Here is a 26,819-nt window from a genome sequence, read left to right as displayed (position 1 = left end):
TTTTTTTTCGCCCGCCATATGGCGGGTTTTGGCATCATTTAATCTTATATTTCCCGTGACTTATCCTATTCAACTTTAATTGAATTGCGGTTTCTTTGTTGCTATCAAAGTTTATACTAGCCGAGGTCTTTCCTTGTAACTGATATAGGCAATGAATTGATATGACTCAGGACGAATTGAAAAAAGCAGTAGGTTGGGCGGCGCTCGAATTTGTTACACCAGGAACCATTGTGGGCGTGGGGACAGGTTCAACGGCTTCACATTTTATTGATGCCCTCGGTTCCATTAAAGATCAGATTGAAGGGGCAGTATCCAGCTCTGAGGCTTCTACTGAGAAGTTAAAAAGCTTGGGCATTCCTGTATTCGATTGTAATGAAGTGGATTCCCTTGATATCTATGTTGATGGCGCGGATGAAATCAATGGCAATATGCAGATGATTAAAGGCGGTGGCGCTGCATTAACGCGTGAAAAAATCATTGCTGCAATAGCGAAAAAATTCGTTTGTATTGTTGATGCTTCTAAAAAAGTTGATGTATTAGGTAAATTTCCTCTGCCGGTAGAAGTGATTCCAATGGCTCGCGCCTATGTTGCTCGTGAATTGGTTAAGTTGGGGGGAGTGCCAGAATATCGTCAGAATGTTGTGACTGATAACGGCAATATGATCCTTGACGTGCATAATCTAGCCATACTCGATCCTATTGAGTTAGAGAATAAAATTAATCGTATCTCAGGTGTGGTGACTGTAGGATTATTTGCTAACCGTGGTGCGGATATTATATTGATGGGAACACTTGATGGAGTGAAAACCATCACTCAATAATATTATTCATAGAGGGCGAAGTTCTTCGCCCTTAAAAATTTTTTCACTGTTAAAATAGGTGAAGAATTTAGTGATATATTTCATATCTCTGATGGTTATTTAATCTAAATCCTAATTTTGTTCTTTTTCAGATCATTTTATTCCGCATAATAACTACTTTGTTAAGACTTATGTGACAGGAATAGCAATCGTTTATATTGCTGTGTTCGTTTTTTTTGTTATGTTGAGAGAATGAATCTTAAATGTAACGAAGCGTAACAATAGGCAGGATAAATGGTTAAGGTATCTCTGGAAAAAGATAAGATTAAATTTTTACTATTGGAAGGCGTGCATCAGAGCACGGTAGAAAATCTGCGAGCAGCCGGTTATAGCAATATTGAATATCATAAGGGAGCGTTAGATTCCAAGGAGTTAAAAGAGGCGATTCGTGATACCCATTTTGTTGGTATCCGTTCCCGTACACAACTGACCGAAGATATTTTTCAGGCAGCCGAAAAATTGGTTGCTGTAGGTTGTTTCTGTATTGGCACCAATCAGGTTGATCTAAAAGCGGCGGCAAAACGTGGTATCCCTGTCTTTAATGCGCCATTTTCTAATACTCGTTCTGTTGCTGAAATGGTCCTTGGCGAATTGCTGCTGCTGCTGCGTCGTATCCCTTTAGCGAATGCGAAAGCGCATCGAGGAGAGTGGGATAAGCAGGCTAAAGGCTGCTATGAAGTGCGTGGGAAAAAACTGGGAATTATCGGTTACGGTCATATTGGTACTCAGCTTGGTATTCTGGCTGAAAATATCGGTATGGATGTCTACTTTTACGATATTGAAAACAAATTGCCATTAGGTAATGCTCATCAGGTACGTCATTTGTCAGAATTACTGAATATGAGTGATGTGGTGAGTTTGCATGTACCAGAAACGCCATCAACTAAAAATATGATTGGTGCAACCGAACTTACACTGATGAAACCGGGTTCTATCTTGATCAATGCTTCACGTGGGACGGTGGTGGATATCCCGGCATTATGCGATGCATTGGAAAGTGAACATTTGTCAGGGGCGGCTGTGGATGTGTTCCCCATTGAACCGGCAACCAATAATGATCCGTTTGAGTCACCGTTGTGTAAATTTGATAATGTGTTGTTGACGCCGCATATTGGTGGTTCTACCCAGGAAGCGCAGGAAAATATTGGTTATGAGGTCGCAGGAAAGTTAGCGAAATACTCTGACAATGGCTCTACCTTATCGGCAGTAAACTTCCCAGAAGTGTCTCTTCCTGTTCATGCTGATGATACCAACCGGTTTCTGCATATTCATGAAAATCGGCCGGGTATATTGAACAGTATTAACCAAGTGTTTGCTGAACAGGATATCAATATTGCCGCTCAGTATCTGCGTACCAGTGGGGATATGGGTTATGTGGTTATTGATATTGTGACTGAAAATCCGGCTCAAGCTGAAATGGTATTTCAGAAACTAAAAGCACTCCCGGGTACTATCCGTTCTCGTCTGCTTTACTGATTATACCCGCTATCTTTCAAGTTGCCTCCGCGATGCATCTTGAAATCCATAGGGTATATTTTGAGATGTCATAAATGGGCGTTTTGTATAAGGCGCCTATTTTTTTTACTGCCAATGCCAGATTTTTTCAGGTGTGATGATTTCTGGTAATGGAATATCCCATTCGGCCGTTGGTAGTGTATCGACTAACTGGCAGTTATGCGCCAGACCTATCGGATAGAAATTTTTTTGTTGCCATTGGCTCAGTGTGCGATCGTAAAAGCCGCCTCCCATGCCAAGCCGCTGACCTGTGCGGTCAAAAGCAACCAGCGGGATTATCATAATATCCAGCTCTGATAACGGTAAAACCTGCCTAACATCTAGCGGCGGCTCTTCTATATTGAAGTGATTTCTGACAAGTGGGGTATTGGGTTGATAGTTTAAAAACAGCAGATGGTGATGACGGAAAGGATGTAGTACGGGCAGATAGATCTGTTTATTTTGCTGCCAGAGTTGGTTAATCATTGGACGGGTATCGAGTTCACCATCAAACGAAAGAAATAGAGCGATCTTGTTGGCTTGGCAAATTTGGGGGTGGTTGATTGCTCGCTCAGCAGCTTGTCTTGCAAACAGCGATTGTTGCTCAGGAGTAAGTGCACGGCGTTGCTGGCGTATTTTCTTTCTAATGCTTTGTCTGAGTGATAATAGGGACTCTGATTGCATAGAACCTGCGATAGATAGCAGCAGCGATTAAGGTTGAGATTCTCCAAGATGCCGTTACAGGTAGTAACCCTTGAACCCTTGGTTCAAGGTGAACGCAGCGTCGCAGCTTTTAGGCTTCTCGGCCGAACCGAGCATGCACACCAGACTACGGAGCACCACATTCTATAATGTATGAAATATCGGCTCAGGGGACTTTCCCCGTTAACGAACATCTCAGAGAAATTTATTCAGTGCTTGTAAGCAACTTTATGACACCTATTGTATGAAACTAAACACAGAAAGCAACTAATTCTCGAATGATTCACTCACTAATGTATGATTTATCAATAGAATTCATTCGTTTGGTGAAATAGTGCTCTCAGTGATGCGACCCTGTTCCACTAATGCATGTTCTATAGTCTGTTGAAGCATCTTTATTTTCTGTTCCATATTATAGGCATAGTCACGGGTTTTCACTTTTTCTTGTGCCAATTCGTGACAGATATTCAATGCCACAATAAAAATCAGTTGTTCAGTATTGGTTACTCTGGTGCGCTCTTTCAAATCTTCTAAACGTTGTTCAAGTTCCACAGCCGCAGCCAGTAATGCTTCTTTTTGCTCTGATGGACAATTGACACGTAGTGACCGCCCAAAAATCTGGATATCTACCGGTTGTGCAGACATGACCCCTTCCTGACTTATTACTGCGCTCCGGTTTTAATTCTGAATTATAGAATTGAAACCGGCGCCAATCATTATAACGCGATACCGACAGACAACTAACGATTAGCTAGGTTGTTGTCTGGTATAGCGACTCCCCTTGGTGGTAGCATAGCATGAACTTACACCGTCAACGATGACCAATACACATGTCTATACAGAATTCATTACCAGATTATCAATCTTTTGACGAAATATTGCATCAACAGTCAGTGGCGCTGACGGCAGCGGAGATGCATGGGTTGATTAGCGGCCTGCTATGCGGCGGTAATCGCGACAGTAGCTGGCAGGTCTTAGTTCATGATTTAGCGAATGATGGGCTGGCTTTTTCCCATCCATTAGCTCAACAATTGCGTGAATTACGTGAAATCACATTTGAATCATTGGATGACAATAATTTCGCATTCGGTTTATTGCTGCCAGATGAGGAAGATAATGTGTTTGAACGCGCAGATGCATTAGCGGGATGGGTTAACCATTTTCTACTGGGATTAGGTGTTGCTCAACCGAAATTCGCGGATAGAAAAGAGATCAGTGAGATTATTGGCGATTTGCGCAATATCGCTCTGCTTGGTTATGAAGAAGGTGATGATCAAGAAGAGTTGGCTCAGGCATTGGAAGAGGTCCTTGAATATGTGCGGGTGGCTGCACAGCTTTGCTATATCGCCTTTACTGAACCTAAAACTGTTTTAATCGCAAAAAATGACAAACCAACATTGCATTAATTGGTGTTTATTGAACGCAAAATAATTATAAGTCGCAGGAGAGGGTATGATCAAACAAGAATATTTATCCCGCCGTCAGGCTTTACTGGCAAAAATGGCTCCGGCCAGCGCAGCGATTATTTTTTCTGCCCCGACTGCGCCACGAAATTCAGATAATGAACATCCCTATCGTCAGCATAGCGATTTCCTTTATTTGACTGGGTTTAATGAACCGGAAGCGGTGCTGATATTAATTAAGAGTGATGATAAGCATAATCATAGCGTGCTCTTTAATCGAGCGCGTGATTTGACTGCGGAAATTTGGTTTGGTCGCCGTCTTGGGCAAGAAGCGGCGCCGGAAAAACTAGGTATTGATCGCGCTTTGCCTTTTGATGATATCAAGCAGGAGCTTTATCTGTTGCTGAATGGTTTGGATGCGGTTTATCACGCACAGGGCGAATTTGCTTACGCCGATGAAATTGTCTTCCATGCGTTGGATATATTAAGAAAAGGCGGTCGTCGTAATCTTTCAGCGCCTTTAACGATAACTGACTGGCGCCCTTGGGTGCATGAAATGCGGTTGTTCAAATCTAAGGCAGAAATTGAAATGATGCGCCGGGCAGGTGAAATCAGTGCGCAGGCCCATATGCGCGCGATGAAAGTTTGCCGTCCAGGCATGTTTGAGTATCAACTGGAAGCCGAAATTCATCACGAATTTACTCATCAAGGTGCTCGCTACCCTGCTTACAACACGATTGTCGGGAGTGGTGAAAATAGCTGCATTCTGCACTACACCGAGAATGAAAGTAGAATGAAAGAGGGTGATTTGGTGTTGGTGGACGCCGGTTGTGAATATCAGGGTTATGCCGGAGATATCACCCGTACTTTCCCTGTCAATGGCAAGTTTACCCGTGCTCAGCGTGAAATTTACGATATCGTCCTGAAAACGCTCAATGTTTCATTGGAATTGTATAAGCCGGGGACCAGCATCAACAAAGTCACAAAACATGTCGTGCAGATTATGGTGGAAGAGTTGGTGAAGCTAGGCATTATGCATGGTGAAGTTGAACATTTAATCGAAACTAAAGCTTATCGTCAGTTCTTTATGCATGGTTTGAGTCATTGGTTAGGGTTGGATGTGCATGATGTCGGTGACTATGGTGTAGAGCGTGACCGTATTTTGCAACCGGGAATGGTATTGACTGTTGAACCGGGGCTTTATATCGCACCGGATGCCGATGTGCCGATGGAATATCGTGGTATCGGTATCCGTATTGAAGATGACATTTTGATCACTGAAACAGGTAATGAAAACCTGACAGCCAGTGTAGTTAAAGAAGCTGATGAGATTGAAGCTCTGATGGCGAAAGCAAAACAGGGTTAAGTTAAGAATGGACGTGATTATCGTTGGTGGAGGCATGACCGGCGCGACGCTTGCGCTGGCGATATCTTCCCTGAGTAAGGGGCGGATTCATGTATCCCTGATTGAAGCAGCAGAGCCGGAGCGGAAACATCCCGGTTTTGATGCCAGAGCGATAGCGCTGGCTTACGGTACTTGCCAGCGTTTACAACAGATTGGCGTTTGGTCTGTTCTGGAAGAGTATGTGATACCGATAACTCACGTTCATGTTAGTGATCGTGGTCATGCAGGGTTTGTGAACCTTTATGCGAAAGAATATAACATTCCAGCTTTAGGCAATGTTATCGAGTTGTATGATGCAGGGCAGTGTTTGTTCGGATTACTGAAAAATGCGCCTGGCGTCACGTTATATTGCCCATCCAAGGTTATGGCTGTTGAAAGAACCCTGTCATCGGTCGCTGTCTCTTTGGACAGTGGCGAGCGGCTGCAAGGTGAATTGCTGGTAGCGGCAGATGGCAGCCATTCTGCCATTGGTCGTGCTTGTAATATTCAGTGGCAACGGCACGCTTATGAACAGGTTGCTGTAATTACTAATGTATTGACTTCGGAGCATCCGCGAGGCAGTGCATTTGAACGTTTCACAGAACATGGCCCACTTGCTTTGTTGCCAATGTCTGGGAGACGAAGCTCGCTGGTATGGTGCCATCAGTTGGCGCGGAAAAAGGAGATAGCGGGTTGGAATAATGATCAATTTATTCGGCAGTTACAGCGAGCATTTGGCTGGAGACTGGGGAAAATATTGGAAACGGGTCAGCGTCATAGTTATCCATTGACACTATCTACTGCAAATCAACAAATTAGCCACCGATTGGCGCTGGTGGGAAATGCCGCGCAAACATTACATCCAATTGCAGGTCAGGGTTTCAATCTTGGCATGCGAGATGTGATGACACTGGCTCAGATTGTTTCTGAGGCTTTTGCGGCTGGGCAGGATATTGGTACTTACCAGGTTCTGGCCAATTATCAACAACAACGAGTTTTAGATCGGGAAAACACCATCGATATTACTGATGGATTGATACGGATATTTGCCAATCGTTATTTTCCATTACAAATCGGACGTCACGTCGGCTTGATGATGATGGAAAAGTGCTCTCCTATGCGGGAGATACTGGCCCGTCAGACTTTGGGTTGGGTCGCCCAAAGGTAACCGCGGATAAAGCAGACAAAGTAAGAGGACGTTATATTATGCAATCATTTGACGTGGTTATCGCTGGTGGCGGTATGGTTGGTTTAGCGCTTGCCTGTGGCTTACAAGGCAGTGGCTTGCGGGTGGCGGTGGTAGAGAGCTATCCGCCTGTTCAACCCGTTATTGCTGGAGAAGAGTATGCTTTGCGGGTCTCTGCGATTAATGCAGCGAGTGAGCGCCTATTACAGCATCTTGGTGTGTGGCGACATATCTTGGATATGCGTACCAGTCCTTATCAGGAAATGGAAGTTTGGGAGCGGGATAGCTTTGGCCGTATTCGGTTCAGCGCGGCTGAACATGGGCTGGAATATCTTGGGCATATCATTGAAAACCGGGTTATTCGTGAAGCATTATGGAAAAAAGCAGACAGATTATCTGATGTGACTATGTTGGCGCCGGCGGCTTTGCAACAGGTTGCTTGGGGTGAAAATGAAGCTTTTATGACTTTATCCGATGGTCGCATGTTAACCGCTCGTTTAGTTGTTGGCGCTGATGGCGCTCATTCATGGTTGCGTCAACATGCTGATATCCCTCTCACATTCTGGGATTATGAACATCATGCGTTGGTAGCCGCTATTCGCACCGAAGAGCCGCACGGCCGGGTTGCCCGTCAGGTCTTTTATGGTGAGGGTATTTTGGCGTTTTTACCCCTTGCCGATCCCCATTTGTGTTCTATCGTCTGGTCACTACCGGGTGAAATCGCAGAACAGTACAAACAGCTTAATCATAAGCGTTTCAACCAGCAATTGGCGGTAGATTTTGATCTGCGCCTTGGTCAATGTGAACTGATGAGTGAACGTCTGACCATTCCACTGACCGGTCGTTATGCCCGTAATTTTGCGGCTCATCGTCTGGCCCTGTTGGGCGATGCCGCTCATACCATTCACCCATTGGCGGGACAGGGAGTGAATTTGGGCTTTATGGATGTCGCTGAACTAATAGGTGAATTGCGTCGTTTACATGGTCAGGGAAAAGATATCGGTCAGCACTTTTATTTACGTCGCTATGAACGCCGTCGTAAACATGGCGCTGCGGTGATGCTGGCGGGCATGCAAGGTTTTCGTCAATTATTCGATGGCAATAATCCGGCGAAAAAGCTTTTGCGGGATGTCGGGTTGTCTCTGGCAGATAATTTACCGGGAATTAAACCTAAATTACTTCGTCAGGCAATGGGATTGAATGATTTGCCGGACTGGCTCTATTCGGCTGAAAAAATCTAATTTAGCCTCTGCTTATCGATAACTTTTTCTCATGTCTTGCTGAAATATGAACAGGTGATTTTATTCATATTTCAGTTAGCTTGTAACAGAAAATGAGTGTTTTCTAAAGTTAATTGTTAATTTTGAGTATTATGACTCATTTTAATAGTTGAAAATTCTGCATACTCATAACACGTTTTTTGACGGTCACGGGATTGAACCCTATTTTTACTTATGGTTCATTTTGGTTTTCAGTGATAACTTTTATTTTAAGATATCGTTTGCGTCGCGTTTTTTAGCCGCTCTTTGTTCATGATTCACAGTATCTGTCGGTTAATACGCGGTATGTTTTCATGCAGGAAATGAAAAGAGAGAAATAATGGCAAAACAAACTCCATTGTATGACCAGCATCTGGCTTGTGGTGCGCGTATGGTAGATTTTCATGGCTGGATGATGCCTTTGCATTATGGTTCACAAATGGATGAGCATCATACTGTCCGCACTCATGCCGGTATGTTTGATGTTTCCCACATGACGATTGTGGATCTGCATGGTACTGGTTGCCGTGATTTCCTGCGTTATTTGCTAGCAAATGACATTGCTAAACTGACAGAAAAGGGTAAAGCCCTATACACCGGGATGCTTAATGCTTCTGGCGGTGTTATTGATGACCTGATTGTTTATTACCTTAGCAATGATTTTTATCGATTGGTGGTCAATTCTGCGACTCGTGAGAAAGATCTGGCTTGGATTAATGAACATGTAGCGAGTTACCCGGTTGATGTTCAGGTTCGTGATGATCTGGCATTAATTGCGGTTCAGGGGCCTGAAGCTCAGGCAAAAGTAGAGTCTCTATTAAATGATGAACAAAAACAGACTATTGCCGGAATGAAACCTTTCTTTGGCGTTCAGACGGGCGATCTGTTTATCGCGACAACGGGTTATACCGGTGAAGCGGGTTATGAAGTGGCGTTGCCAAAAGAGCAGGCTGTGGATTTCTGGCAAAAATTGCTGAGTGTCGGCGTTAAGCCTGCGGGATTAGGTGCGCGTGATACGTTGCGGCTTGAAGCCGGTATGAACCTCTATGGACAGGAAATGGATGAAACCATTTCTCCCCTTGCGGCTAACATGGGCTGGACAATCGCTTGGAAGCCCGAAGATCGCCAGTTTATTGGTCGTGAAGCGCTAGAAAAGCAGCGTGAAGAGGGCGTTGAGCAGCTAGTTGGCTTGGTGATGAGAGAAAAGGGTGTGTTACGTGGTGGCTTAATAGTTAGTTTTACTGATGAGATGGGCACCTTACATTCTGGCGTTATTACCAGTGGTACGTTCTCTCCAACATTAGGATTCAGTATTGCCCTTGCCCGAGTGCCGCAGGGGATTGGTGAACAGGCGGTTGTCCAAATCCGCAATCGTGAAATGCCGGTTCAGGTAGTCAAACCTAGCTTTGTACGGGCGGGTAAGCCTCTCGTATAGTCATTTTTATCGAATAATAACTTGATGAGTAAATAGCAATTTATCCCGGTAAGCATGATTGGCGCAGCAGCACAAAATAGCCTAATCGGGGTAGGTTCTAGCATTGAAGGAGATGATGGTAATGAGTAATGTACCCGCAGAGTTAAGATATGCTCAATCACATGAGTGGGTTCGTGCAGAAGGAAATGGTGAATACACGGTAGGTATTACCGAGCATGCACAGGAGCTGCTAGGCGATATGGTCTTTGTTGATCTGCCGGAAATAGGTGGTGAAATCAATCTTGGCGATGATTGCGCGGTGGTTGAATCAGTAAAAGCGGCTTCTGATATCTATGCGCCGCTGAGTGGTGAAATTATTGCCGTTAATGAAGCGCTAAATAACTCGCCCGAATTAGTTAACAGCGAGCCTTATAACGAAGGTTGGCTGTTCCGTATTAAAGCCTCTGATGAAAGTGAACTTTCGCGTTTGCTGGATGCCGAAGGATATCAGGCACTTCTGGACGAAGAAGAATAATATGCTTACCGTCGCCCTGTTTCACCTTGTGAGCAGGGCGTTTTTATTTGTATGCCATTTCCGGCCAGCTTCAGGAATTAGTCACAAATGATCCAGACATTAAGCCAACTCGAGAATCAGGGCGAGTTTATTCGCCGTCATATTGGCTCTTCCGCCGAACAGAAAAAAGAGATGTTGGCGACAGTGGGAGCAAGTTCCCTTGATGAGTTAACACAGAAAATTGTTCCCCGTGATATCGCGTTGCCAGAGCCACCCGATGTTGGCGGTGGTGCGACTGAACAGCAAGCGCTAGCTGAACTGAAAACGATTGCCAGCCAAAATAAGCGTTACCAATCCTATATTGGCATGGGGTATGTGCCTGTTGTACTTCCGCCGGTTATTTTGCGTAATTTATTAGAAAATCCTGGCTGGTATACCGCTTATACACCTTATCAACCAGAAGTTTCTCAGGGTCGCCTTGAATCACTGTTGAATTTCCAACAAGTGACGATCGATTTGACGGGTTTGGATATTGCCTCTGCTTCTCTACTGGACGAGGCTACCGCGGCGGCGGAAGCAATGGCGATGGCAAAACGTACCAGCAAACTAAAAAATGCTGACCGTTTCTTTGTTGCTGATGATATCCATCCCCAAACACTAGACGTTGTTCGTACCCGCGCGGAAACCTTTGGCTTTGATGTGATTGTGGATAAAGCAGAAAAAGTCTTGGAGCTGGAAGGCGTATTTGGTGTGCTGTTACAACAGGTTGGCACAACCGGTGAAGTTCATGATTATGCTGATCTGATCGCACAACTGAAACAGCGCAAAATCATTGTCAGTGTCGCCGCTGACTTGATGGCGTTGGTGCTTTTGACCGCGCCGGGTAAACAAGGGGCTGACATTGTGTTTGGTTCTGCCCAGCGCTTTGGGGTGCCAATGGGTTATGGCGGTCCCCACGCGGCATTTTTTGCCTGCCGTGATGAATTCAAACGTTCCATGCCGGGACGTATTATCGGCGTTTCCCGTGACGCGGCCGGTAATACCGCACTGCGCATGGCAATGCAGACCCGCGAGCAACATATCCGTCGTGAGAAAGCCAATTCCAACATCTGTACGGCTCAGGTGTTGTTGGCGAATATCGCCGGGATGTATGCGGTATATCATGGTTCGAAGGGGCTGAAACGTATTGCGGGCCGTATTCATCGCCTGACTGACATACTGGCGGCCGGGTTACAGAAAGCCGGGTTCACTCTGCGTTACAAAACCTGGTTTGATACGCTGACGGTTGAAGTCGCTGATAAAGCAGCAGTATTAGCCCGGGCAGACAAAGCTGAAATCAATTTGCGTACCGATATTTACGGCGCGGTGGGTATCACATTGAGTGAGGCTACCAGTCGTGATGATGTGATTAAATTGTTCTCTGTGCTGACAGGCGCCGATGACAAACTAGATGTTGAAGCACTGGATCAAGAACTGATGACGGAAAGTCGCTCCATTCCTGCATCCATGTTGCGCAGTGATGAAATCCTTCTGCATTCAAATTTCAACCGTTATCACAGCGAAACGGATATGATGCGCTATATGCATCGTCTTGAGCGCCGGGATTTAGCACTGAATCAGGCCATGATCCCGTTGGGTTCTTGCACCATGAAACTCAATGCCGCGGCAGAAATGTTACCGATCTCTTGGCCTGAATTTAATGAACTACACCCATTCTGCCCGCCAGAGCAAGCGCAGGGTTATCAGCAAATGATCAGCCAATTATCTCACTGGCTGGTGCAACTGACAGGTTATGATGCCGTTTGTATGCAACCAAACTCCGGTGCGCAGGGTGAATATGCGGGTCTGCTTGCTATTCGCCGTTACCATGAAAGCCGTGGAGAAGGGCATCGTCATATCTGTTTAATCCCCAGTTCTGCGCATGGCACTAACCCGGCTTCCGCTCATATGGCTGGAATGACAGTGGTGGTGGTGAGTTGCGATAAAGAGGGCAACATTGATCTGGCGGACCTGCGTGAAAAAGCGGAAAAATCCGGTGACGAACTTTCCTGCATCATGGTGACTTACCCATCAACCCACGGCGTATATGAAGAAACGATCCGTCAGGTGTGTGAAATCATTCATCAGTATGGTGGTCAGGTTTACCTTGATGGTGCGAATATGAACGCGCAGGTTGGCATCACCGCGCCAGGTTTTATCGGTGCGGATGTTTCACACCTCAACCTACATAAAACATTCTGTATCCCACATGGCGGCGGCGGTCCAGGAATGGGGCCGATTGGCGTAAAAGCTCATTTGGCGCCGTTCTTACCGGGACACTCGGTAGTTCAAATGGATGGCATTACTGAACAGAGAGCTGTCTCAGCGGCGCCATTTGGTAGTGCTTCTATTCTGCCGATTAGCTGGATGTATATCCGTATGATGGGTTCACAAGGATTGAAACAGGCAAGTCAGACGGCGATTTTGAATGCTAACTACATTGCCGCTCGCTTAAAGAATGATTATGACGTGTTGTATACCGGTCATAACGGTTATGTGGCGCATGAGTGTATTCTGGATATTCGGCCGTTGAAAGAAGAGTTTGGTATCAGCGAGATGGATATTGCCAAGCGCTTGATTGATTACGGCTTCCATGCGCCAACCATGTCATTCCCGGTTGCTGGCACGCTGATGGTGGAACCCACGGAATCAGAAAGCAAAGTGGAAATTGATCGCTTTGTGGATGCCATGCTGGCGATCCGTGCTGAAATTGGCAAAGTGGCAAAAGGTGAGTGGTCATTAGAAGATAACCCATTGGTTAACGCGCCTCACGTACAAGCTGAACTGGTTTCTGATTGGAGCCATAGTTACAGCCGTGAAACTGCGGTTTTCCCAACCCTGGAAACCAAAGCCAATAAATATTGGCCTGCGGTTAAACGCCTTGATGATGTTTACGGTGATCGTAATTTGCATTGTTCCTGCGCACCTGTCAGTGATTATCAATAATCACTAATATAATAGTCAACACCAGTATAATAACTGGTGTTGCTATTATTTATATTTACTGGCGAAGTCGATTAAAATATAAAATTATTTTATATATTTAATGCCTTTTTTTCCCAAATTTTACATGTTATTTCTAATCTAATAGTATCTTTCATTATCGATATTTTTATTTAATAAAATGTTTTTATTGATATTTTATTTAAATAACCCGAATTTCGTTTAAGCCGTCACTGAAAAATCTTCTTCTGAGTAGAAAACTTTCAGTGATGGTTTCTTCAATTTAAGGCAATAAGCAATCAGGCCACCTAAAACGGTCAACAGAAATCCTTTTATACTTCGGTGGCGAGAATGTTCTATTTGAGAAATTGTCTTTAATTGCCCATTAATTGTTTCGATAATAAATATTGGTACCATCTAACCCACCAGCAAATTCACCTTCACCAAGAGCTATTAGTAGCTTGGCTTTAGATATTGATTGAATTGAATCCGGGGCTTCAATTGGGGTTCTCTGCTTACCGCCACCGCCTTTTTGACCTTTGATTACTTTTGCCATATTCCATCCATAAAAAAAGGCTACACCGAAATGCAGCCTTGAATTTAATATTTCAAACGAAATTTAGTTAATACAATATTTTTTATAGAAATTTCGAATTTCTAAAGTTACATGCGGAGATATATCAAACCCAGAAAGAATCCGATTAAAAACAGAATCATCACATGGTTCATGGATTTTAATATCACCAGCAGCCATATGCTGCTCAACTGTTACTGAACCAAAAATATCAGCACGACTATAGAAAACAAAACTCGGATGTCTAATAAAAGGATGATCACCACAATTTAATATACATGTATGATCATACGGTATGTCCGGTTTTAAAGAGCTGATATTTACAGCTAGAAAACATGCCTTAGTTTTTTTAGGGTAAAAAACTGGATCGCAGCAGATAATATATAAGTGATCTGTATACCCGGATGGGATAAGTAAACTTCCTTTCCTTAAAATCCTACCCGGCATCACCGCAATCCTTGAAGAAAACAGTCCAGTTGTTGCCTTTCTATTAACTCTCGCGCCAATTTCTCAGCAACTTCTGGTGATTTACCGACAGCAATAAAAACAGAACTCGGTGAAATAGGATAAGAACTACCACCTGGATCTTGCCACTCAGTACAATGTTTATGGGTATACTCCACAATATCAAAGCGGCTCATATGACCGAACTGTTCCCAAATGGCATCCAGAACCCCTAATTCAGCATCAGAAAGAGATTCAAAATCATCTCTTGTTACATTTTTCCGTTTGAGTGAAATTTCATAATTCTTTTCACTTTGAATCCACGCCCCCCATCCAAATTCATCACTGGAGTAATCTCCAGTAATTAAATTTAAGGTTTGCGATAAAACAGGCCCTTTAGGCATAGATACCATTCGATCACCAGTGATAGGGTAGCCATAGTCATTCATAGATACCCTATCTGCCAGATAAAGCAACTTCATAAGTTTTAGATATGCCATGCGCCCGCCGCGCTTATGCAGCAGGTAGGCAGCCATTTGAGCTACTTTTTCTTCGCAAAACATAGAAACCTCCAAGACTTTTTCGAAATACCAGACTGGCAATTTACACATATAGTGTACGTCTAAAAGTGCAACCCTGACAAGGTTAATTCTAATAAAGTCAATGGGTTAAAAACTATATGCCTGATATATAAAGAATTAAAGATTTAAAAATTCTTTATCTTTAGGCTAAAAAATGTATAGCAACCAACACAAAATGTTGCTGTATGATCACTGTTGATCTTCGGTATATACCCGCTTAACTTGAAGATGCAGGATTCAGAACCTGGAAGTTGTCATTAATACGGCACGACAGATTCCCGGCAAGTTCCGGTAATATTTCCGTAAAAAAGCGATGGATTGCCTGCCTGAACAAGGTCGCCGAGGCGAAATAACGGTTATTCCTGACCTGTTCATTCATCACCTTCCACAGCCTTTCTATCGGGTTCAGATTCGGGCTGTATGGCGGTAAGTAATGAAGCTCAATATTCATCACATAAGCCCAGTCTTTTACCAGCCTGCTTCGGTGGTAACCGGCTCCGTCAAGGATAATATGAACCTTTGCTATCCCCTCAAAACTCTTGTGACGGGGAATACGGATGTTATGACAAACACGCAAACGGGTGGAATCAATAAAAGCAATTCCAGTGGGTTTCCCTTTTAATTGAGTCAGATAACTGCATAGTGGCACCAAAACGGAAGGGGCGACACTGACAAAACGGGTCTAACTGAGCAAGGTGGGAAAATCGTTGTGGTGATATTTCCAGAGGCATTCCAAATAGAAGGCTTTAAAATGACGATAATGTGACAGGTGAAAGAGGATCAAAATGGTCATGATTTCACTGGGAGACATGTGACCTTGTCGGCGGCGCAGGCGGTATCCGTTATCGAGGCAAAACGGCTCCCATTGCGGGATGAAAAAACGGCAAAAATCGTCGACATCACAGAAAATTTCAACTAAGTTGTTCATAGCCTGTTCCTCCTCAGAGCTGTTTTCGGCGTTCACCAAAACATGGCTCCTAGAACAGGCTTCCCGTCAATTTCTTATCCAGAATTCAGGTTAAATAAGTTTTTATAGGTAATAATATTTTATTAATAAAAAATTGAAACTATCATTAATATAATAATTTATTATTGTATGAAATTCCCGATCTTAGAAACCACATAAATTCAGTTTTCCTATGAGTGTCTCTTCTATTGAAACAGGGAAACACGGCGAGTAGTACGAGAGTGATTCTTTTCCTTCTATTCCGTCACCACTCAATATCTCCAGCCTTATCGTGATTTTCTGGCATTTAATATATCAGATTCTCCATTAGCAAGATTAAAAATCCTGATCCTGATCACATTTTATACTGATGATTTAGACAGACAAATAATTCATCATTAGAATAGTTTTATTATGTCACTATAAAATTATCAATATTTTCTATGGAAAGATTATCGCTTTATCACCGCGGTCTGGCAGCACTTATCCTGCTGGCAATATCCAAATGGACGCATGTTTCAACACCGGATGCATTGAAATCTATTTGCCACACGATTCACCGGATTAAATTTGAAGGGGCAGAAAGTCTGTCCCGGTCAGACCAAGAACTTAAATTAAGAAAAGAGACAGTACGATGGATAAACGCCACAACTCGATGGCTAGGGTCACGAGTTATCTTTTAATTTACCTGACGGCAATCCAGCCATTGCACCCGGCTATGGCTGTCGGCATAACACCGGATAACAACCGCACACAGGTACAAAATCAGGGCAATGTGCCGGTGGTGAATATCGCCACGCCGAATGATGCGGGCATATCCCACAATACCTATCAAGAATTCAATGTCGCCACTCAGGGAGCCGTACTTAATAACGCGACACAAACGGCTCAATCGCAACTGGCAGGGCAACTTAACGCGAACCCTAACCTGAAAGGCAAAGCGGCGGAACTGATTATTAACGAAGTCACCGGCAGTGGCCGCTCTGACCTGCAAGGCCAGTTGGAAATTGTTGGCAATAAAGCCAACGTGATGATTGCCAACCCTAACGGCATTACCTGTGATGGTTGTGGTTTTATTAATACCACCGGCGCAACCCTGACCACCGGTAAACCGCAATTTGATCAACAGGGCGCACTAGAAGCACTGGAAGTGAAAAAAGGCCAGATTACCATTGGCGGCAAAGGGCTGGACGGCAAGGCGACGGATTATGTCGATATCATCAGCCGGGCAACGGAATTAAATGGAAAAATTCAGGCTGACACCCTGTCGCTGACTCAGGGGGCCAACCGTATCAGCTTGAAAGACGGCACGGTTAAACCTATCGCCGGAGAAGGGAAAAAACCGCAATTAGCGGTTGATACCAAAGCTTTAGGCGGCATGTATGCCAATAAAATCCGACTGGTTGCCACTGAAAAGGGGGTTGGGGTTAATCTCACCAATCTGACCACAACCCAAGACGTTATCAGTTTAACCGCTGAGGGTAAAATTATCTTGGGGGAGGTACAAGCTAAGACCGATATCAACATCAACAGTAAAGCCATTGAAACGGCAGAACAAAGCCATGTACAAGCGGGTCAACATCTGAGATTGACTACCGAGACACTGCGCAATCAAGGTCAAATCCGTGCGGGTGGCGATGTCGCGATTAAAGCGACTAAACTGGATAATGTAAACCTGACCAAGAAAAGTCACCCTATTATTACCGCGGGTAAAAACAACAGCATCACTGCTAACGAGATAAATAATGTTGGCGAGTTAAGCGCGGCGCAAAACCTCACCCTGACAGGTAAAAATTTTTCAACCAAAGCGATAAAAGACAGTCAACAGAATATCATCGGTAAACTGAGTGCTGGTGGGGATCTGACGGCGACATTTCAAGATACATTTCGTTTTGATTTTGATAAAGAACATTTTAAAGCGGGAAAGAAACCCACGGATCTGGCGTTAATCACCGGGAAAAACATTTCTCTCACTGCCCGAGATTTAGTGAGTCGTGCGTCAATGAGGGCAGAACAAAACTTAACCGCTGACGCAGAAACAATCTATTTAGGACAAGGGAATTTAAAAGCCGGGAACCATGTCATGCTGGATGGAAAGTCACACCTTGATGTGAATGGCTATGATATCTCCGGTCGTGATGTGACCTTGCTTGCCAGCCGGGGAATGCTGTCTGTTGTCTCTGGGGACGATTATACCCCGGAAGGAATAAGGGTATTAACCACGCTTTCTGCTGATAACCTATTACGCATTATCGCCGATGGTCCTATTGATATTGCAGATATCCTGGTTAACCGGGCGAAAAATATCTTTTTGGCAACCAATGATAAGCTTGAGATTTATGCCTCTGGTGATTTAATTGATGAACAGAGTCCACTTAGTGACGGCGCTAAACAAGCATTAATTAATCAGCGTCTGCGCCAGCTTAGCCAATTGCAAGCGGATGAAAATATTGAGATCCATGCAGGAAAGATTATCGATCTGAGAAGTATTTCTTTAACAGCGGGGAAAGATATCACTCTGACCAGTGGCGGCACGCTTGATATTAGCAAAAGAATAGCAGAGGACCCCTATGAATATTCAAATGAGCATGGAGATGACTATGAAAAACATTATGAAAATGCCGATGACGAGGAAGACGAACAGTCTTACCCACAATTTCAATTCCCGATAATAAAAAGTACCTTCACGGCCGGCAATAACTTAACCATTAATACCGGTGGTGACATTATTGATACTGAGGCAACGTTATTGGCAAAAGGGACAACTGCCATCACCAAAAACAACGCAGAGTTGCATTCACCGGCGGGGAAGTATAACTCAGTTGAAGGGAAATATACGCCGGTGACTTCTGCGCTGATTGGAAGTGCGTTAAGTCATGCTCCTCAACTGACCATAAACTCCTCAGAAGTAGAAGGAAAAGTACCGGGAATTAAACTGGCGGATAAGCAAACACGGATCACCTCGAAAAACAATCGCCCTATTATTCATATTGCGGCGCCTAACGCCCGTGGTGTTTCACATAACCGTTATCAGGAATTTAATGTTGGCACTTCGGGATTAGTATTTAATAACGCGACCCATGATACGAAGTCTCTACTGGCGGGCCAAATTGGTGCCAATCTTAACTTCAAAGGTCAATCGGCTGAACTGATTATTAATGAAGTCGTGGGGACCTTGGCCTCAAATCTGCAAGGGCTGTTGGAGGTGGTGGGGCAAAAAGCCAATGTCCTCATTGCCAACCCGAACGGCATTACCTGTAATGGCTGTCGTTTTGTGAATACCCCGGCTGTCACCTTATCGACCGGGAGCCCGGTGTTTGATAAAGAGGGAGCATTAGCGGCTCTGGAAGTGAAAAAAGGCGCCATCACCTTGGGTGAAAAGGGACTGGATGCAACGGCGCAAGATTCTATCGATATCATCAGCCGGACCACTAAGCTTAACGGTAGACTAAAGGCGAAAAACCTGACATTGACACAAGGCCCCAACCGGATTGATTTCAAACGCGGGACCCTTGTCCCTATTGCAGAGGAAGGTTATACCCCTTGGAAAGCGGTTGATACCGGGTTATTAGGGGGAATGTATGCCAATAAAATCCGTCTGGTGAGTACCGAGCCGGGTAAGGCTGTCAATCTGACCAACCTGATGGCAACGCAAGGCGACATCAGTCTGACGGCGGATGGCAAGGTAATTCTGGGGGATGTACAGGCTAAAACGGATATCACCGTTAACGGTAAAGACATTGAAACGGCGAAACAAAGTCATGTGCAAGCCGGTCAGCATCTGATATTGACAACCGATACATTGCAGAATTGGGGACGAATTGGCGCCGACGGTGATGTCGCGATTAAAGCGAAAACTTTGTCTTTAAATGGGGGAAATGTCACCGCCGGGAACCAGGTTCAGCTACAGGCAGAGAAAAGTCTTACGGTGCGTGGCACTGATATTTCAGGTCATGACATTACCTTAATCTCCAGCGGTGGTGGTATTTATGTTTCATCTGGAGGAGATAATCCCACTGCGGCAGGCACACAGGCGCTATCTACTATTTCTGCGGTTAATACATTACATATTCTGTCTGAACAGGGAATATCGCTTTCAGATACGCTAATTAACCGGGCGAAAAATATCTTTTTAGCAGGTAATGGTTGGGTTAATACTAATCAGCCTTTGGTAGCGGATGAGAATATTGATCTTCATGCTGGATGGGGGATAAATTTGGATGGGATTTCCCTGACCGCCGGGAAAGATATTACCCTGACCAGTGGCGGCTCGATTAATATTGGCAAGGTTACTGCCGGCAACAATTTAACCCTGATTGCCGGCAGCAATATGAAGGAGACAGCATTATCGGCAGAAGGCGCGACCACAGTCGCCCAATATAGTACCGCGTTGCACTTAGCCGACGGGAAATATACCCCGGTGACTTCGGCGTTGATTGATCTTGCATTAGGCAATGCCCCCCAACTGACCATCAATATTCCAGAAATAGCCGGTGGCATACCCGGGATTCAACTGGCGGATAAACGAACGCGGATTGCCGTGAGAAATAACCTGGCTATTATCCATATTGCGGCGCCTAATTCTCGAGGTATTTCACATAACCGTTATCAGGAATTGAATGTTGGGGCTTCCGGGCTGGTGCTCAATAATGCTACCGATACTACCCAATCCATACTGGCGGGACAAATTGGGGCAAACCCTCACTTTAACGGTCAATCGGCTGAGTTGATTATTAATGAAGTGGTGGGGACTTTAGCCTCAAATCTACAGGGCCTGTTGGAAGTGGCGGGGCAAAAAGCTAATGTCCTCATTGCCAACCCGAACGGCATAACCTGTAATGGCTGTGGCTTTATCAATACCCCGGCTGTCACCTTATCGACGGGTAAGCCGGTGTTTGATAAAGAGGGCGCGTTAGCGGCTTTAGCAGTGAAAAAAGGCGCCATAACCTTTGATGAAAAGGGGCTGGATGCGACGGCGCAGGATGATGTCGATATTATCAGCCGGACCACGATACTTAACGGCAAAGTGCAGGCGAAAAACCTGACACTGACACAAGGCCCCAACCGGATTGATTTCAAACGCGGGACCTTGGTCCCTATTGCAGGCGAGGGTGATACCTCTTGGAAAGCGATTGATACCGGATCATTGGGGGGAATGTATGCTAATAAAATCCGTCTGGTGAGTACCGAACCGGGTAAGGAAGTTAACCTGACCAACCTGACCGCAACGCAAGGCGACATCCGTTTGACCGCTGATGGAGAGGTGACGCTAGGAAATGTGCAGGCTAAAACAGACATAACCGTTAGCAGTAAAAGCATTAAAACGGCGGAACCGAGTCATGTACAGGCAGGCAAAGATATCACGCTTGCCGCGAACACCTTGAACAACACCGGTAAGATTATCGCAGAAGGTGACATGCGGTTATTTATCGACCATTTATACAATCGGAATAAGGGACTGATTCAGGCAAATAACCATCTCTGGTTGCAAAAAGACGCGAGCGGTAATTTAAGCACTGAAATTAACAACACTTCAGCGACGCTGAAAACCCATAACGGGGATATTATTATTCGCACAAAAGCGTTAAATAATGCTTGGAATGCCAGCGTCGCTGCGGGAATGAACGCTTATATCAATGCGACAAAACTGGATAACAGCCAAAGCCAGTTTCATGCGAAGAAAAATCTCATCTTAACCGGTCACGACTTTAACAGCGGGATGGACGATAAACTCTCAGCCGATCTGAATGTGGTGGCTGATTTTATTAATCAATTCAACGGAACTGCGTTCATCTCGGCGAAAAATATTCTGCTTCATGCCGGTGAAATTATCAGCATGGGATACTTCAAGGCGGACAATGATCTGTCCGTCATCGCTGAACGGAGAATAAATGCCAGCCAAAATACACTGGAGGCAAAGCGAAATCTGACCTTGATTGCAGGTAAAGATATTGAGGCTTTTCAAGTCGGGTTGAAGGGAGAAAATATTGAACTGCTTACGCGCGAAGGCAACATTCAAATGGGCCGGCATGATTCGCGTATTTCGGCCAGCAATAATGTGCAGATGTTTGCGGGACACGAACTGAATATCCAGGATCTTTTGTTCGATAAAGCCAACAATATGACATTAAACGCGGGTCATGAAATTAAGGCTGACGGGGTTAAATTAGCGGCAAATAAAAATCTGACCTTAATTGCGGGCAAAGATATCACCGCCCGTCAGGCAGAGTTAAAGGGAGAAAATGTTGAACTTCTGGTGCGGGAAGGCGACATCCAAATGGGACGGAATCGGTCTCATGAGTTATTGGCCTCAATTTCGGCCGATAATCATTTGCGGATTTCAGCAGGCAACGATCTGGATCTCTCCGGTACCCGGTTGGATAAATCACAAAACCTGACATTAAGTGCGGGTCGTAACCTGAATGCCAGTCGAAGCCAATTGAACGCTGCGGGCAATATTAATCTGTTTGCGGGAAATGATTTAATGTTGCGGCAAGCTGGTATCCGGGCGGGGCAACAAGTCATGCTCAGTGCGGGCCGTGATATTGATATCTCTCGCCCCAATACGCCAGAGAGCTTGTTTTATTTATCCGAATTAGATGGATTAGACAAATTCGCTGAATTAGGTACGCAAATTACCGCGGGTGATCACCTGCAACTCAGTGCGGGGGGCGATATCGCTGGTATCGCGAGATTAACATCGACTAAAGGAAATGTATCGGTTAACGCTGGCCGGGATTTACTGTTCTCTGCCCGGAAATATTCGCCGATTAATGATGGCGATAAACAGTACCTTTATGCTGCCAGCGCCATCAACGCGGCCCAAAATCTCACATTAGTTGCGGCAGGCAACCTGCTGACATCCGGGGCCAGCTTGACATCCGGCAATGATATGCGGCTTTCCGCGGGTGGAAATGTTCGTTTTGAATCGCGGCAAGAATTTATCCGCGAGGGGAATATTGAGCGCTTTACGCAACACGCCAGCCGGCTGAATAGTGGCGGCGCATTAACGATTCGCTCCCAAGGCAGTATTTTATTCCAGGCGACGGAATTAATCGCCAAGGGTGTAATGGATATCGCGGCAACAGGCGGCTTTCTCTATGCGCAAGCAATGGAGGAAGTTTATAAACGGGAAGAAACAGAGAAAAGCTGTAAAGGTTTTGGCCCCATAAAGTCGTGTAAAGTGTTTGGGTCTAAAACAGAACATCGAATACAAATCAAGAAGACCAACAAAGTCACGGAATTTACGGCCGGGGGTGATATTAACCTGATGGCAAAAGATGAGGTGACATTGGAAGCGAGTCGGATAGAGACCAGTAAAAACGCGAAAATCACCAGCCAGACAGGGAAAGTGAACTTCAAGGCGATGCCCAATATTGATTTTGAGCAGACCATCACGACATCAAAAGGCTTTTTTATTACACAGCGCGATAAAGGTCATCGTGAAGAGACCTGGATAATCCCGTCAGTGCATGTTGGCGGTACGCTGACGGTGGATGCGGCGAAAGGCATCAATGCGGATGTGAAAGTAAAAGAGGGGCAGTTACTGGAAGACGCGTTAGGAGTACTGGGTAGCACCCCCGGCACCGAATGGTTAAAAAATCTTCAAGGCTGCGATGATGTCCAGTGGAATCAGGTTAAGGACGCTTACAGTAGCTGGGACAAAAAAAGCGAAAGCTTGAATCCGGTTGTGGGTGCGGTGATTGCGATTGCGGTTGCGGCGGTCACGGCGGGTTCGGGCCTGGCGGCTTGGGCAGGAAGTGGCGCCGTGGGGGCGACAGGCGCCACGGGAGCTACGGCGAGCGCGGTTTATGGGGCGGCTTATGGCGGAATGATAGGGTTGACCTCGCAGGCGGCGGTGGCCTTAGTTGAAAATAAAGGGGATCTCACCAAGACACTGGCAGCCTTAGCGAAGCGCGATTCAATCAAATCCCTTGTTACCCAAATAGCCGTGGGTGGCGCATTAGGGGGATTAGACCACACGATGGGATGGGGAAAATTAGTGGAGGGAAAAGGCGTTGTCGATCCGATAAAAGCGCAGCTTCCCTTATTGAGTAATAATAACTGGAGTCAGGTGGCCCAGCGTGTGGCGGCGCAATCCGTGGTGAGTTCAACAATAGGGACGGCGATTAACGGCGGCAGTTTTACGGATAATCTGCAAACCGCATTGTTGAGTAATATTGGTAATCAGATTAATGCGGAAGGCGCCAAACTGATTGGGGATAATGGGGAGGTTTTAGGCCACTCAGGCAAGATATTGAGCCATTCGGTTGTGGCAGGCATCAGTGCTGAAATTGCTGGTGGGGATGCCAAAGGGGCTGTTGTAGGTGCGCTGGCGGCTGAATTAGCGGCAATCACAATGGAAAGCAGGCTATTTGAACCGGCGTATAAGAATGAAACCGAGCGACAAATCCATAAGCTTCAGGAAGCGCTGACGGGTAATGAAGTTAAGGCCCAGACCGCCAAATTTGTCGGGGCGTTGTCAGGCGCACTGATTAGCCATACCCCGGAAGGCGCTTACAGTGCGGCGAACAGCGCAGAGCTTGTCTATCGAAATAACATGACTGAACATATGTTGTATCAGTTATCGGTAGATAATCAAAAAGACATCTTAGCGGCAGGAAAAGGGGATAAAGCTGCGGAAGAGCGCGTTATTGCGCGGCGGAATGCCGCGATTGCCGTCACCGCAGTGGCGGCAGGCGGTTACGCGCTGGTTTATGGCGGTCAGATACTGATTGCGGGTTCGGCTGAAATAGCAACCGCGGGGCGTGTTGCGCTTGAAGGTTGTAAAACCAATCCGGCGCTATGCCTGAATAACGTGGGTATTTTTGTCGCTGATGCGGTTGCGCCAGAAGCGGCGGTTGGGACGGGTGTTTTGGCTGCTGGAACGGTAAAAGTATTAGGTAATACCAAAGAAGGTGCGAAGAATCTGGCTGAAGGATTGAGTAATACCTCAAAACCGTTGTTAAGAAATGCTAAGCCTGACACTGATGCCGTAGTTAGTTTGATTGAAAATGAGAAGTTATATGCTGCAAAGGGGACGACGGGGCAAAATGTAGGAAATCTTGAGCCTGGTAATCCAGCAAGTACCAGCATTCCAAGAAATGGTGATCGTTTAGTTTTAAATCAAGGTCAGCTACCAACATGCGGACCAAATTCATGTGCAATGATTATGGATACGGCGGGATTGAAATATGATTTAGGGAAGTTAATAACAGATGCAAAAGTTACAGCTAATGGAGCAAGGATGAATGATCTTGCATCTGCAATGCGAAATCAAGGCTTAACGGATGCTAAATTTACATCAAAAATTTCAGTTGAAGACTTAGCTAAAGCTACATCAAACGGGCATCCAGCGATAGTGGCAATGAAGCTGGATCGAGGTGGCCACGCTATTGTTGTAGACGGTATAACCGTAAGGAATGGTCAGCAAGTTGTGGCGATTAGAGATCCAGCATTAGGAAGGCAGTACTTTACTCCAATCAATGAGTTTAAAGAGAAATTCATGGGGCAAGCTATTACAACAAATACGAAGAAATAGTAAGGAATAATAGATGAGTAATAAATTAATTAACAAATCTGATGATGTCACTTCCATTGGATATTTATTTGTCTTTACTAAAAACAATGAGTTATCTGGATATATTTCTGAGTCAAATACTATTGAAGGGAGTAAAGAAAATCAGAAAATATTTTTAACAGAAAAAGTTATAAATCAAATAATTGAACAAGATGAAGTGTTTGGTGTTTTGGTTGGGGGGGAATATTTATATTATGCGATGCCGATTATTTTGGCTGATCTAAACTTATCATTGATAGCTAATAAAACTTATTTGGAGAAGGGTAGTGTTTTAATTTTATTTGAAGATGAAAATAAGCAGAAGGTTATAATTTAATAAATTATTTTTTATGAATCCCCGCCTAACTTGAACTGCCTCCCGAATGTTAGACAAGCATATAACATTCGGGAGTGTAGTTCACTATGCCAAATTAACGTCGAGGGTGCCAAACTGATTGGTGATCAGGGGCAGATTCTGGATGTTCCGGGTAAAGCGATTAGTCATGCCGCAGTGTCTGCGCTAGCGGCGGAAATTGGCGGTGGAGATGCTAAAGGGGCGGCAGTGGGCGCATCAGCCGCAGAACTGGTTGCCATCACACTGGATAAAACCTTTGGCGACATAGTGTTTCTTGAGAAAGGTAATTCATCTGCGGGGTTCCAACATATTGTAGAACGCCATGTAAATGACTTTTCCAAAATAGGTGTTTCAGAATCGCAAATATCAAATATAATCATGGATTATTTTTTAAAAATAAGGAATATTCTTAAATTGCCTAAAACTTTCAATAACGTATTGTCGGTTAATCAGCTTTTCTTTAATACTTAATAACGCTTTATTCTATCAACAAAGGTTAAAGTTTTTAGGATTAATAAATCAGAAATGTGATAACGGTTAGACAGGTGTTTAACTGTTAACAGCGAGTGAAAACAACTCGGAAAAATAATGATATTAAATTGATTTTAGCGTTAAATCACACTGACGGTATAAAAAGAGAAATGGTTTAAATTAAATAGTAAAAGAGAGATGTTATTAGATGGGTTAAAACAGTGTAAGGCTGATTTAAGCTATCACGGTTTTGTATAATAAATATAAAATAATAACGCTGAAAGTAATCTAATTCGTATGCCGTTAAATCATTTATTTGAATATTTTGTTATTCAGATTTTTCATGATTGATGATTTAATTGGTTTATGAAAAAGTTTATTCCTTGGTTTTAGGCGTTATTAAAGACGATTCCTGTTGGAAAAATAGATTATCTAATTAACTTGTTCATGTTTTTATTTTTCCGTTTTTCCCAGCAGACATAAGCATTAATAAAATCAATTTTTGTTTTTCATTTTTCACTGATGGCTTTATAATAGTTAGGCTTTAGGCTGTTATTAAAATTAAAAAACATTGTCTTAACTCTTGGGTTAATCGGTATAAAGTTTTAACGATAGTTTTAACGATAGTTTTAACGATAGTTTTAACGATAGTTTTAACGATAGTTTTAACGATAGTTTTAACGATAGTTTT

At 44.5% G+C, this 26,819-nt stretch carries 17 protein-coding genes, 1 other RNA gene and 3 pseudogenes; 13 read left to right on the top strand and 8 right to left on the bottom strand.

Annotated features, from left to right (window positions below):
- The first annotated feature begins 161 nt into the window (after positions 1–161).
- Positions 162–821 (top strand): ribose-5-phosphate isomerase RpiA, encoded by a 660-nt coding sequence (gene rpiA, locus Phpb_RS03080; protein WP_065389127.1) that lies wholly within the window; start codon positions 162–164, stop codon positions 819–821.
- Positions 822–1,094: 273 nt separating this feature from the next.
- Positions 1,095–2,336 (top strand): phosphoglycerate dehydrogenase, encoded by a 1,242-nt coding sequence (serA, locus tag Phpb_RS03075; RefSeq protein ID WP_065389126.1) that lies wholly within the window; start codon positions 1,095–1,097, stop codon positions 2,334–2,336.
- A 105-nt stretch (positions 2,337–2,441) separates the two neighbouring features.
- Here serA and Phpb_RS03070 read toward each other — a convergent pair whose 3' ends face one another.
- The 3 genes from Phpb_RS03070 to zapA form a co-directional block, all read right to left on the bottom strand.
- Positions 2,442–3,038, bottom strand: coding sequence for a 5-formyltetrahydrofolate cyclo-ligase (locus Phpb_RS03070; RefSeq protein ID WP_065389125.1), 597 nt, complete (start codon positions 3,036–3,038; stop codon positions 2,442–2,444).
- Positions 3,039–3,074: 36 nt separating this feature from the next.
- Positions 3,075–3,261, bottom strand: a non-coding RNA gene (gene ssrS, locus Phpb_RS03065) — 6S RNA.
- A 110-nt stretch (positions 3,262–3,371) separates the two neighbouring features.
- Positions 3,372–3,701, bottom strand: coding sequence for a cell division protein ZapA (zapA, locus tag Phpb_RS03060; RefSeq protein ID WP_065389124.1), 330 nt, complete (start codon positions 3,699–3,701; stop codon positions 3,372–3,374).
- 185 nt (positions 3,702–3,886) lie between these two features.
- Between zapA and Phpb_RS03055 the strand changes: the two genes are divergently transcribed.
- The 7 genes from Phpb_RS03055 (at position 3,887) to gcvP (ending at position 13,201) form a co-directional block, all read left to right on the top strand.
- A complete protein-coding gene (locus tag Phpb_RS03055; protein WP_065389123.1) occupies positions 3,887–4,462 on the top strand; it encodes a YecA/YgfB family protein in 576 nt (191 codons plus the stop codon).
- A gap of 46 nt (positions 4,463–4,508) precedes the next feature.
- The gene (pepP, locus tag Phpb_RS03050) at positions 4,509–5,825 is read left to right on the top strand and encodes a Xaa-Pro aminopeptidase (RefSeq protein WP_065389122.1); all 1,317 of its coding nucleotides are present in this window, start codon (positions 4,509–4,511) and stop codon (positions 5,823–5,825) included.
- A gap of 7 nt (positions 5,826–5,832) precedes the next feature.
- On the top strand, positions 5,833–7,011 hold the full coding sequence (gene ubiH / locus Phpb_RS03045; protein ID WP_065389121.1) for a 2-octaprenyl-6-methoxyphenyl hydroxylase: 1,179 nt from the start codon (positions 5,833–5,835) through the stop codon (positions 7,009–7,011).
- Positions 7,012–7,049: 38 nt separating this feature from the next.
- Positions 7,050–8,270, top strand: a complete 1,221-nt coding sequence (gene ubiI, locus Phpb_RS03040; protein WP_065389120.1) for an FAD-dependent 2-octaprenylphenol hydroxylase — start codon at positions 7,050–7,052, stop codon at positions 8,268–8,270.
- A gap of 358 nt (positions 8,271–8,628) precedes the next feature.
- Entirely contained in the window at positions 8,629–9,723 is a 1,095-nt protein-coding gene (gcvT, locus tag Phpb_RS03035; protein WP_065389119.1) for a glycine cleavage system aminomethyltransferase GcvT, read from the top strand.
- 121 nt (positions 9,724–9,844) lie between these two features.
- Positions 9,845–10,237: a glycine cleavage system protein GcvH gene (gene gcvH, locus Phpb_RS03030; protein ID WP_065389118.1), complete on the top strand. Its 393-nt coding sequence runs from the start codon at positions 9,845–9,847 to the stop codon at positions 10,235–10,237.
- An 87-nt stretch (positions 10,238–10,324) separates the two neighbouring features.
- Complete coding sequence (gcvP, locus tag Phpb_RS03025) at positions 10,325–13,201, top strand: aminomethyl-transferring glycine dehydrogenase (protein WP_065389117.1); 2,877 nt, start codon at positions 10,325–10,327, stop codon at positions 13,199–13,201.
- 219 nt (positions 13,202–13,420) lie between these two features.
- Here the strand turns inward: gcvP and Phpb_RS03020 are convergent.
- The 5 genes and pseudogenes from Phpb_RS03020 to Phpb_RS26500 all read right to left on the bottom strand — a co-directional run.
- Positions 13,421–13,603 (bottom strand): annotated as a pseudogene (locus tag Phpb_RS03020) (transposase); the annotation flags it as partial.
- Positions 13,584–13,754, bottom strand: coding sequence for a hypothetical protein (locus Phpb_RS25835; RefSeq protein WP_165603263.1), 171 nt, complete (start codon positions 13,752–13,754; stop codon positions 13,584–13,586). The gene Phpb_RS25835 and the pseudogene Phpb_RS03020, both read right to left, overlap by 20 nt.
- Before the next feature lie 63 nt (positions 13,755–13,817).
- Complete coding sequence (locus Phpb_RS03015; protein ID WP_065389115.1) at positions 13,818–14,219, bottom strand: hypothetical protein; 402 nt, start codon at positions 14,217–14,219, stop codon at positions 13,818–13,820.
- Positions 14,219–14,779, bottom strand: coding sequence for a Panacea domain-containing protein (locus tag Phpb_RS03010; protein ID WP_065389114.1), 561 nt, complete (start codon positions 14,777–14,779; stop codon positions 14,219–14,221). The genes Phpb_RS03015 and Phpb_RS03010 overlap by 1 nt, the downstream gene beginning before the upstream one ends.
- Positions 14,780–15,014: 235 nt before the next feature.
- Positions 15,015–15,725, bottom strand: a pseudogene (locus Phpb_RS26500) (transposase).
- A 652-nt stretch (positions 15,726–16,377) separates the two neighbouring features.
- Between Phpb_RS26500 and Phpb_RS03000 the strand changes: the two are divergent.
- The 4 genes and pseudogenes from Phpb_RS03000 to Phpb_RS02990 all read left to right on the top strand — a co-directional run.
- A pseudogene (locus Phpb_RS03000) lies at positions 16,378–22,527 on the top strand (two-partner secretion domain-containing protein); the annotation flags it as partial.
- A gap of 108 nt (positions 22,528–22,635) precedes the next feature.
- The gene (locus Phpb_RS27480) at positions 22,636–25,284 is read left to right on the top strand and encodes a DUF637 domain-containing protein (protein WP_420848323.1); all 2,649 of its coding nucleotides are present in this window, start codon (positions 22,636–22,638) and stop codon (positions 25,282–25,284) included.
- Between the two features lie 13 nt (positions 25,285–25,297).
- Positions 25,298–25,639, top strand: coding sequence for a hypothetical protein (locus Phpb_RS02995; protein ID WP_065389112.1), 342 nt, complete (start codon positions 25,298–25,300; stop codon positions 25,637–25,639).
- 30 nt (positions 25,640–25,669) lie between these two features.
- The gene (locus Phpb_RS02990; RefSeq protein WP_065389111.1) at positions 25,670–26,128 is read left to right on the top strand and encodes a DUF637 domain-containing protein; all 459 of its coding nucleotides are present in this window, start codon (positions 25,670–25,672) and stop codon (positions 26,126–26,128) included.
- Positions 26,129–26,819 lie beyond the last annotated feature (691 nt).

It is taken from the genome of Photorhabdus namnaonensis, assembly GCF_001684335.1.
In the GTDB taxonomy this organism is placed as follows: domain Bacteria; phylum Pseudomonadota; class Gammaproteobacteria; order Enterobacterales; family Enterobacteriaceae; genus Photorhabdus; species Photorhabdus namnaonensis.
Note: the sequence above shows the minus strand (reverse complement) of the source record. Positions and strands in the feature narration are given on the sequence as shown.

Excerpts from the sequence above, each read along its gene's own strand:
- rpiA (WP_065389127.1), top strand. The coding sequence starts at position 162 with ATGACTCAGGACGAATTGAAAAAAGCAGTAGGTTGGGCGGCGCTCGAA.
- serA (WP_065389126.1), top strand. The coding sequence starts at position 1,095 with ATGGTTAAGGTATCTCTGGAAAAAGATAAGATTAAATTTTTACTATTG.
- Phpb_RS03070 (WP_065389125.1), bottom strand. The coding sequence starts at position 3,038 with ATGCAATCAGAGTCCCTATTATCACTCAGACAAAGCATTAGAAAGAAA.
- zapA (WP_065389124.1), bottom strand. The coding sequence starts at position 3,701 with ATGTCTGCACAACCGGTAGATATCCAGATTTTTGGGCGGTCACTACGT.
- Phpb_RS03055 (WP_065389123.1), top strand. The coding sequence starts at position 3,887 with ATGTCTATACAGAATTCATTACCAGATTATCAATCTTTTGACGAAATA.
- pepP (WP_065389122.1), top strand. The coding sequence starts at position 4,509 with ATGATCAAACAAGAATATTTATCCCGCCGTCAGGCTTTACTGGCAAAA.
- ubiH (WP_065389121.1), top strand. The coding sequence starts at position 5,833 with ATGGACGTGATTATCGTTGGTGGAGGCATGACCGGCGCGACGCTTGCG.
- ubiI (WP_065389120.1), top strand. The coding sequence starts at position 7,050 with ATGCAATCATTTGACGTGGTTATCGCTGGTGGCGGTATGGTTGGTTTA.
- gcvT (WP_065389119.1), top strand. The coding sequence starts at position 8,629 with ATGGCAAAACAAACTCCATTGTATGACCAGCATCTGGCTTGTGGTGCG.
- gcvH (WP_065389118.1), top strand. The coding sequence starts at position 9,845 with ATGAGTAATGTACCCGCAGAGTTAAGATATGCTCAATCACATGAGTGG.
- gcvP (WP_065389117.1), top strand. The coding sequence starts at position 10,325 with ATGATCCAGACATTAAGCCAACTCGAGAATCAGGGCGAGTTTATTCGC.
- Phpb_RS25835 (WP_165603263.1), bottom strand. The coding sequence starts at position 13,754 with ATGGCAAAAGTAATCAAAGGTCAAAAAGGCGGTGGCGGTAAGCAGAGA.
- Phpb_RS03015 (WP_065389115.1), bottom strand. The coding sequence starts at position 14,219 with ATGCCGGGTAGGATTTTAAGGAAAGGAAGTTTACTTATCCCATCCGGG.
- Phpb_RS03010 (WP_065389114.1), bottom strand. The coding sequence starts at position 14,779 with ATGTTTTGCGAAGAAAAAGTAGCTCAAATGGCTGCCTACCTGCTGCAT.
- Phpb_RS27480 (WP_420848323.1), top strand. The coding sequence starts at position 22,636 with ATGCGGCTTTCCGCGGGTGGAAATGTTCGTTTTGAATCGCGGCAAGAA.
- Phpb_RS02995 (WP_065389112.1), top strand. The coding sequence starts at position 25,298 with ATGAGTAATAAATTAATTAACAAATCTGATGATGTCACTTCCATTGGA.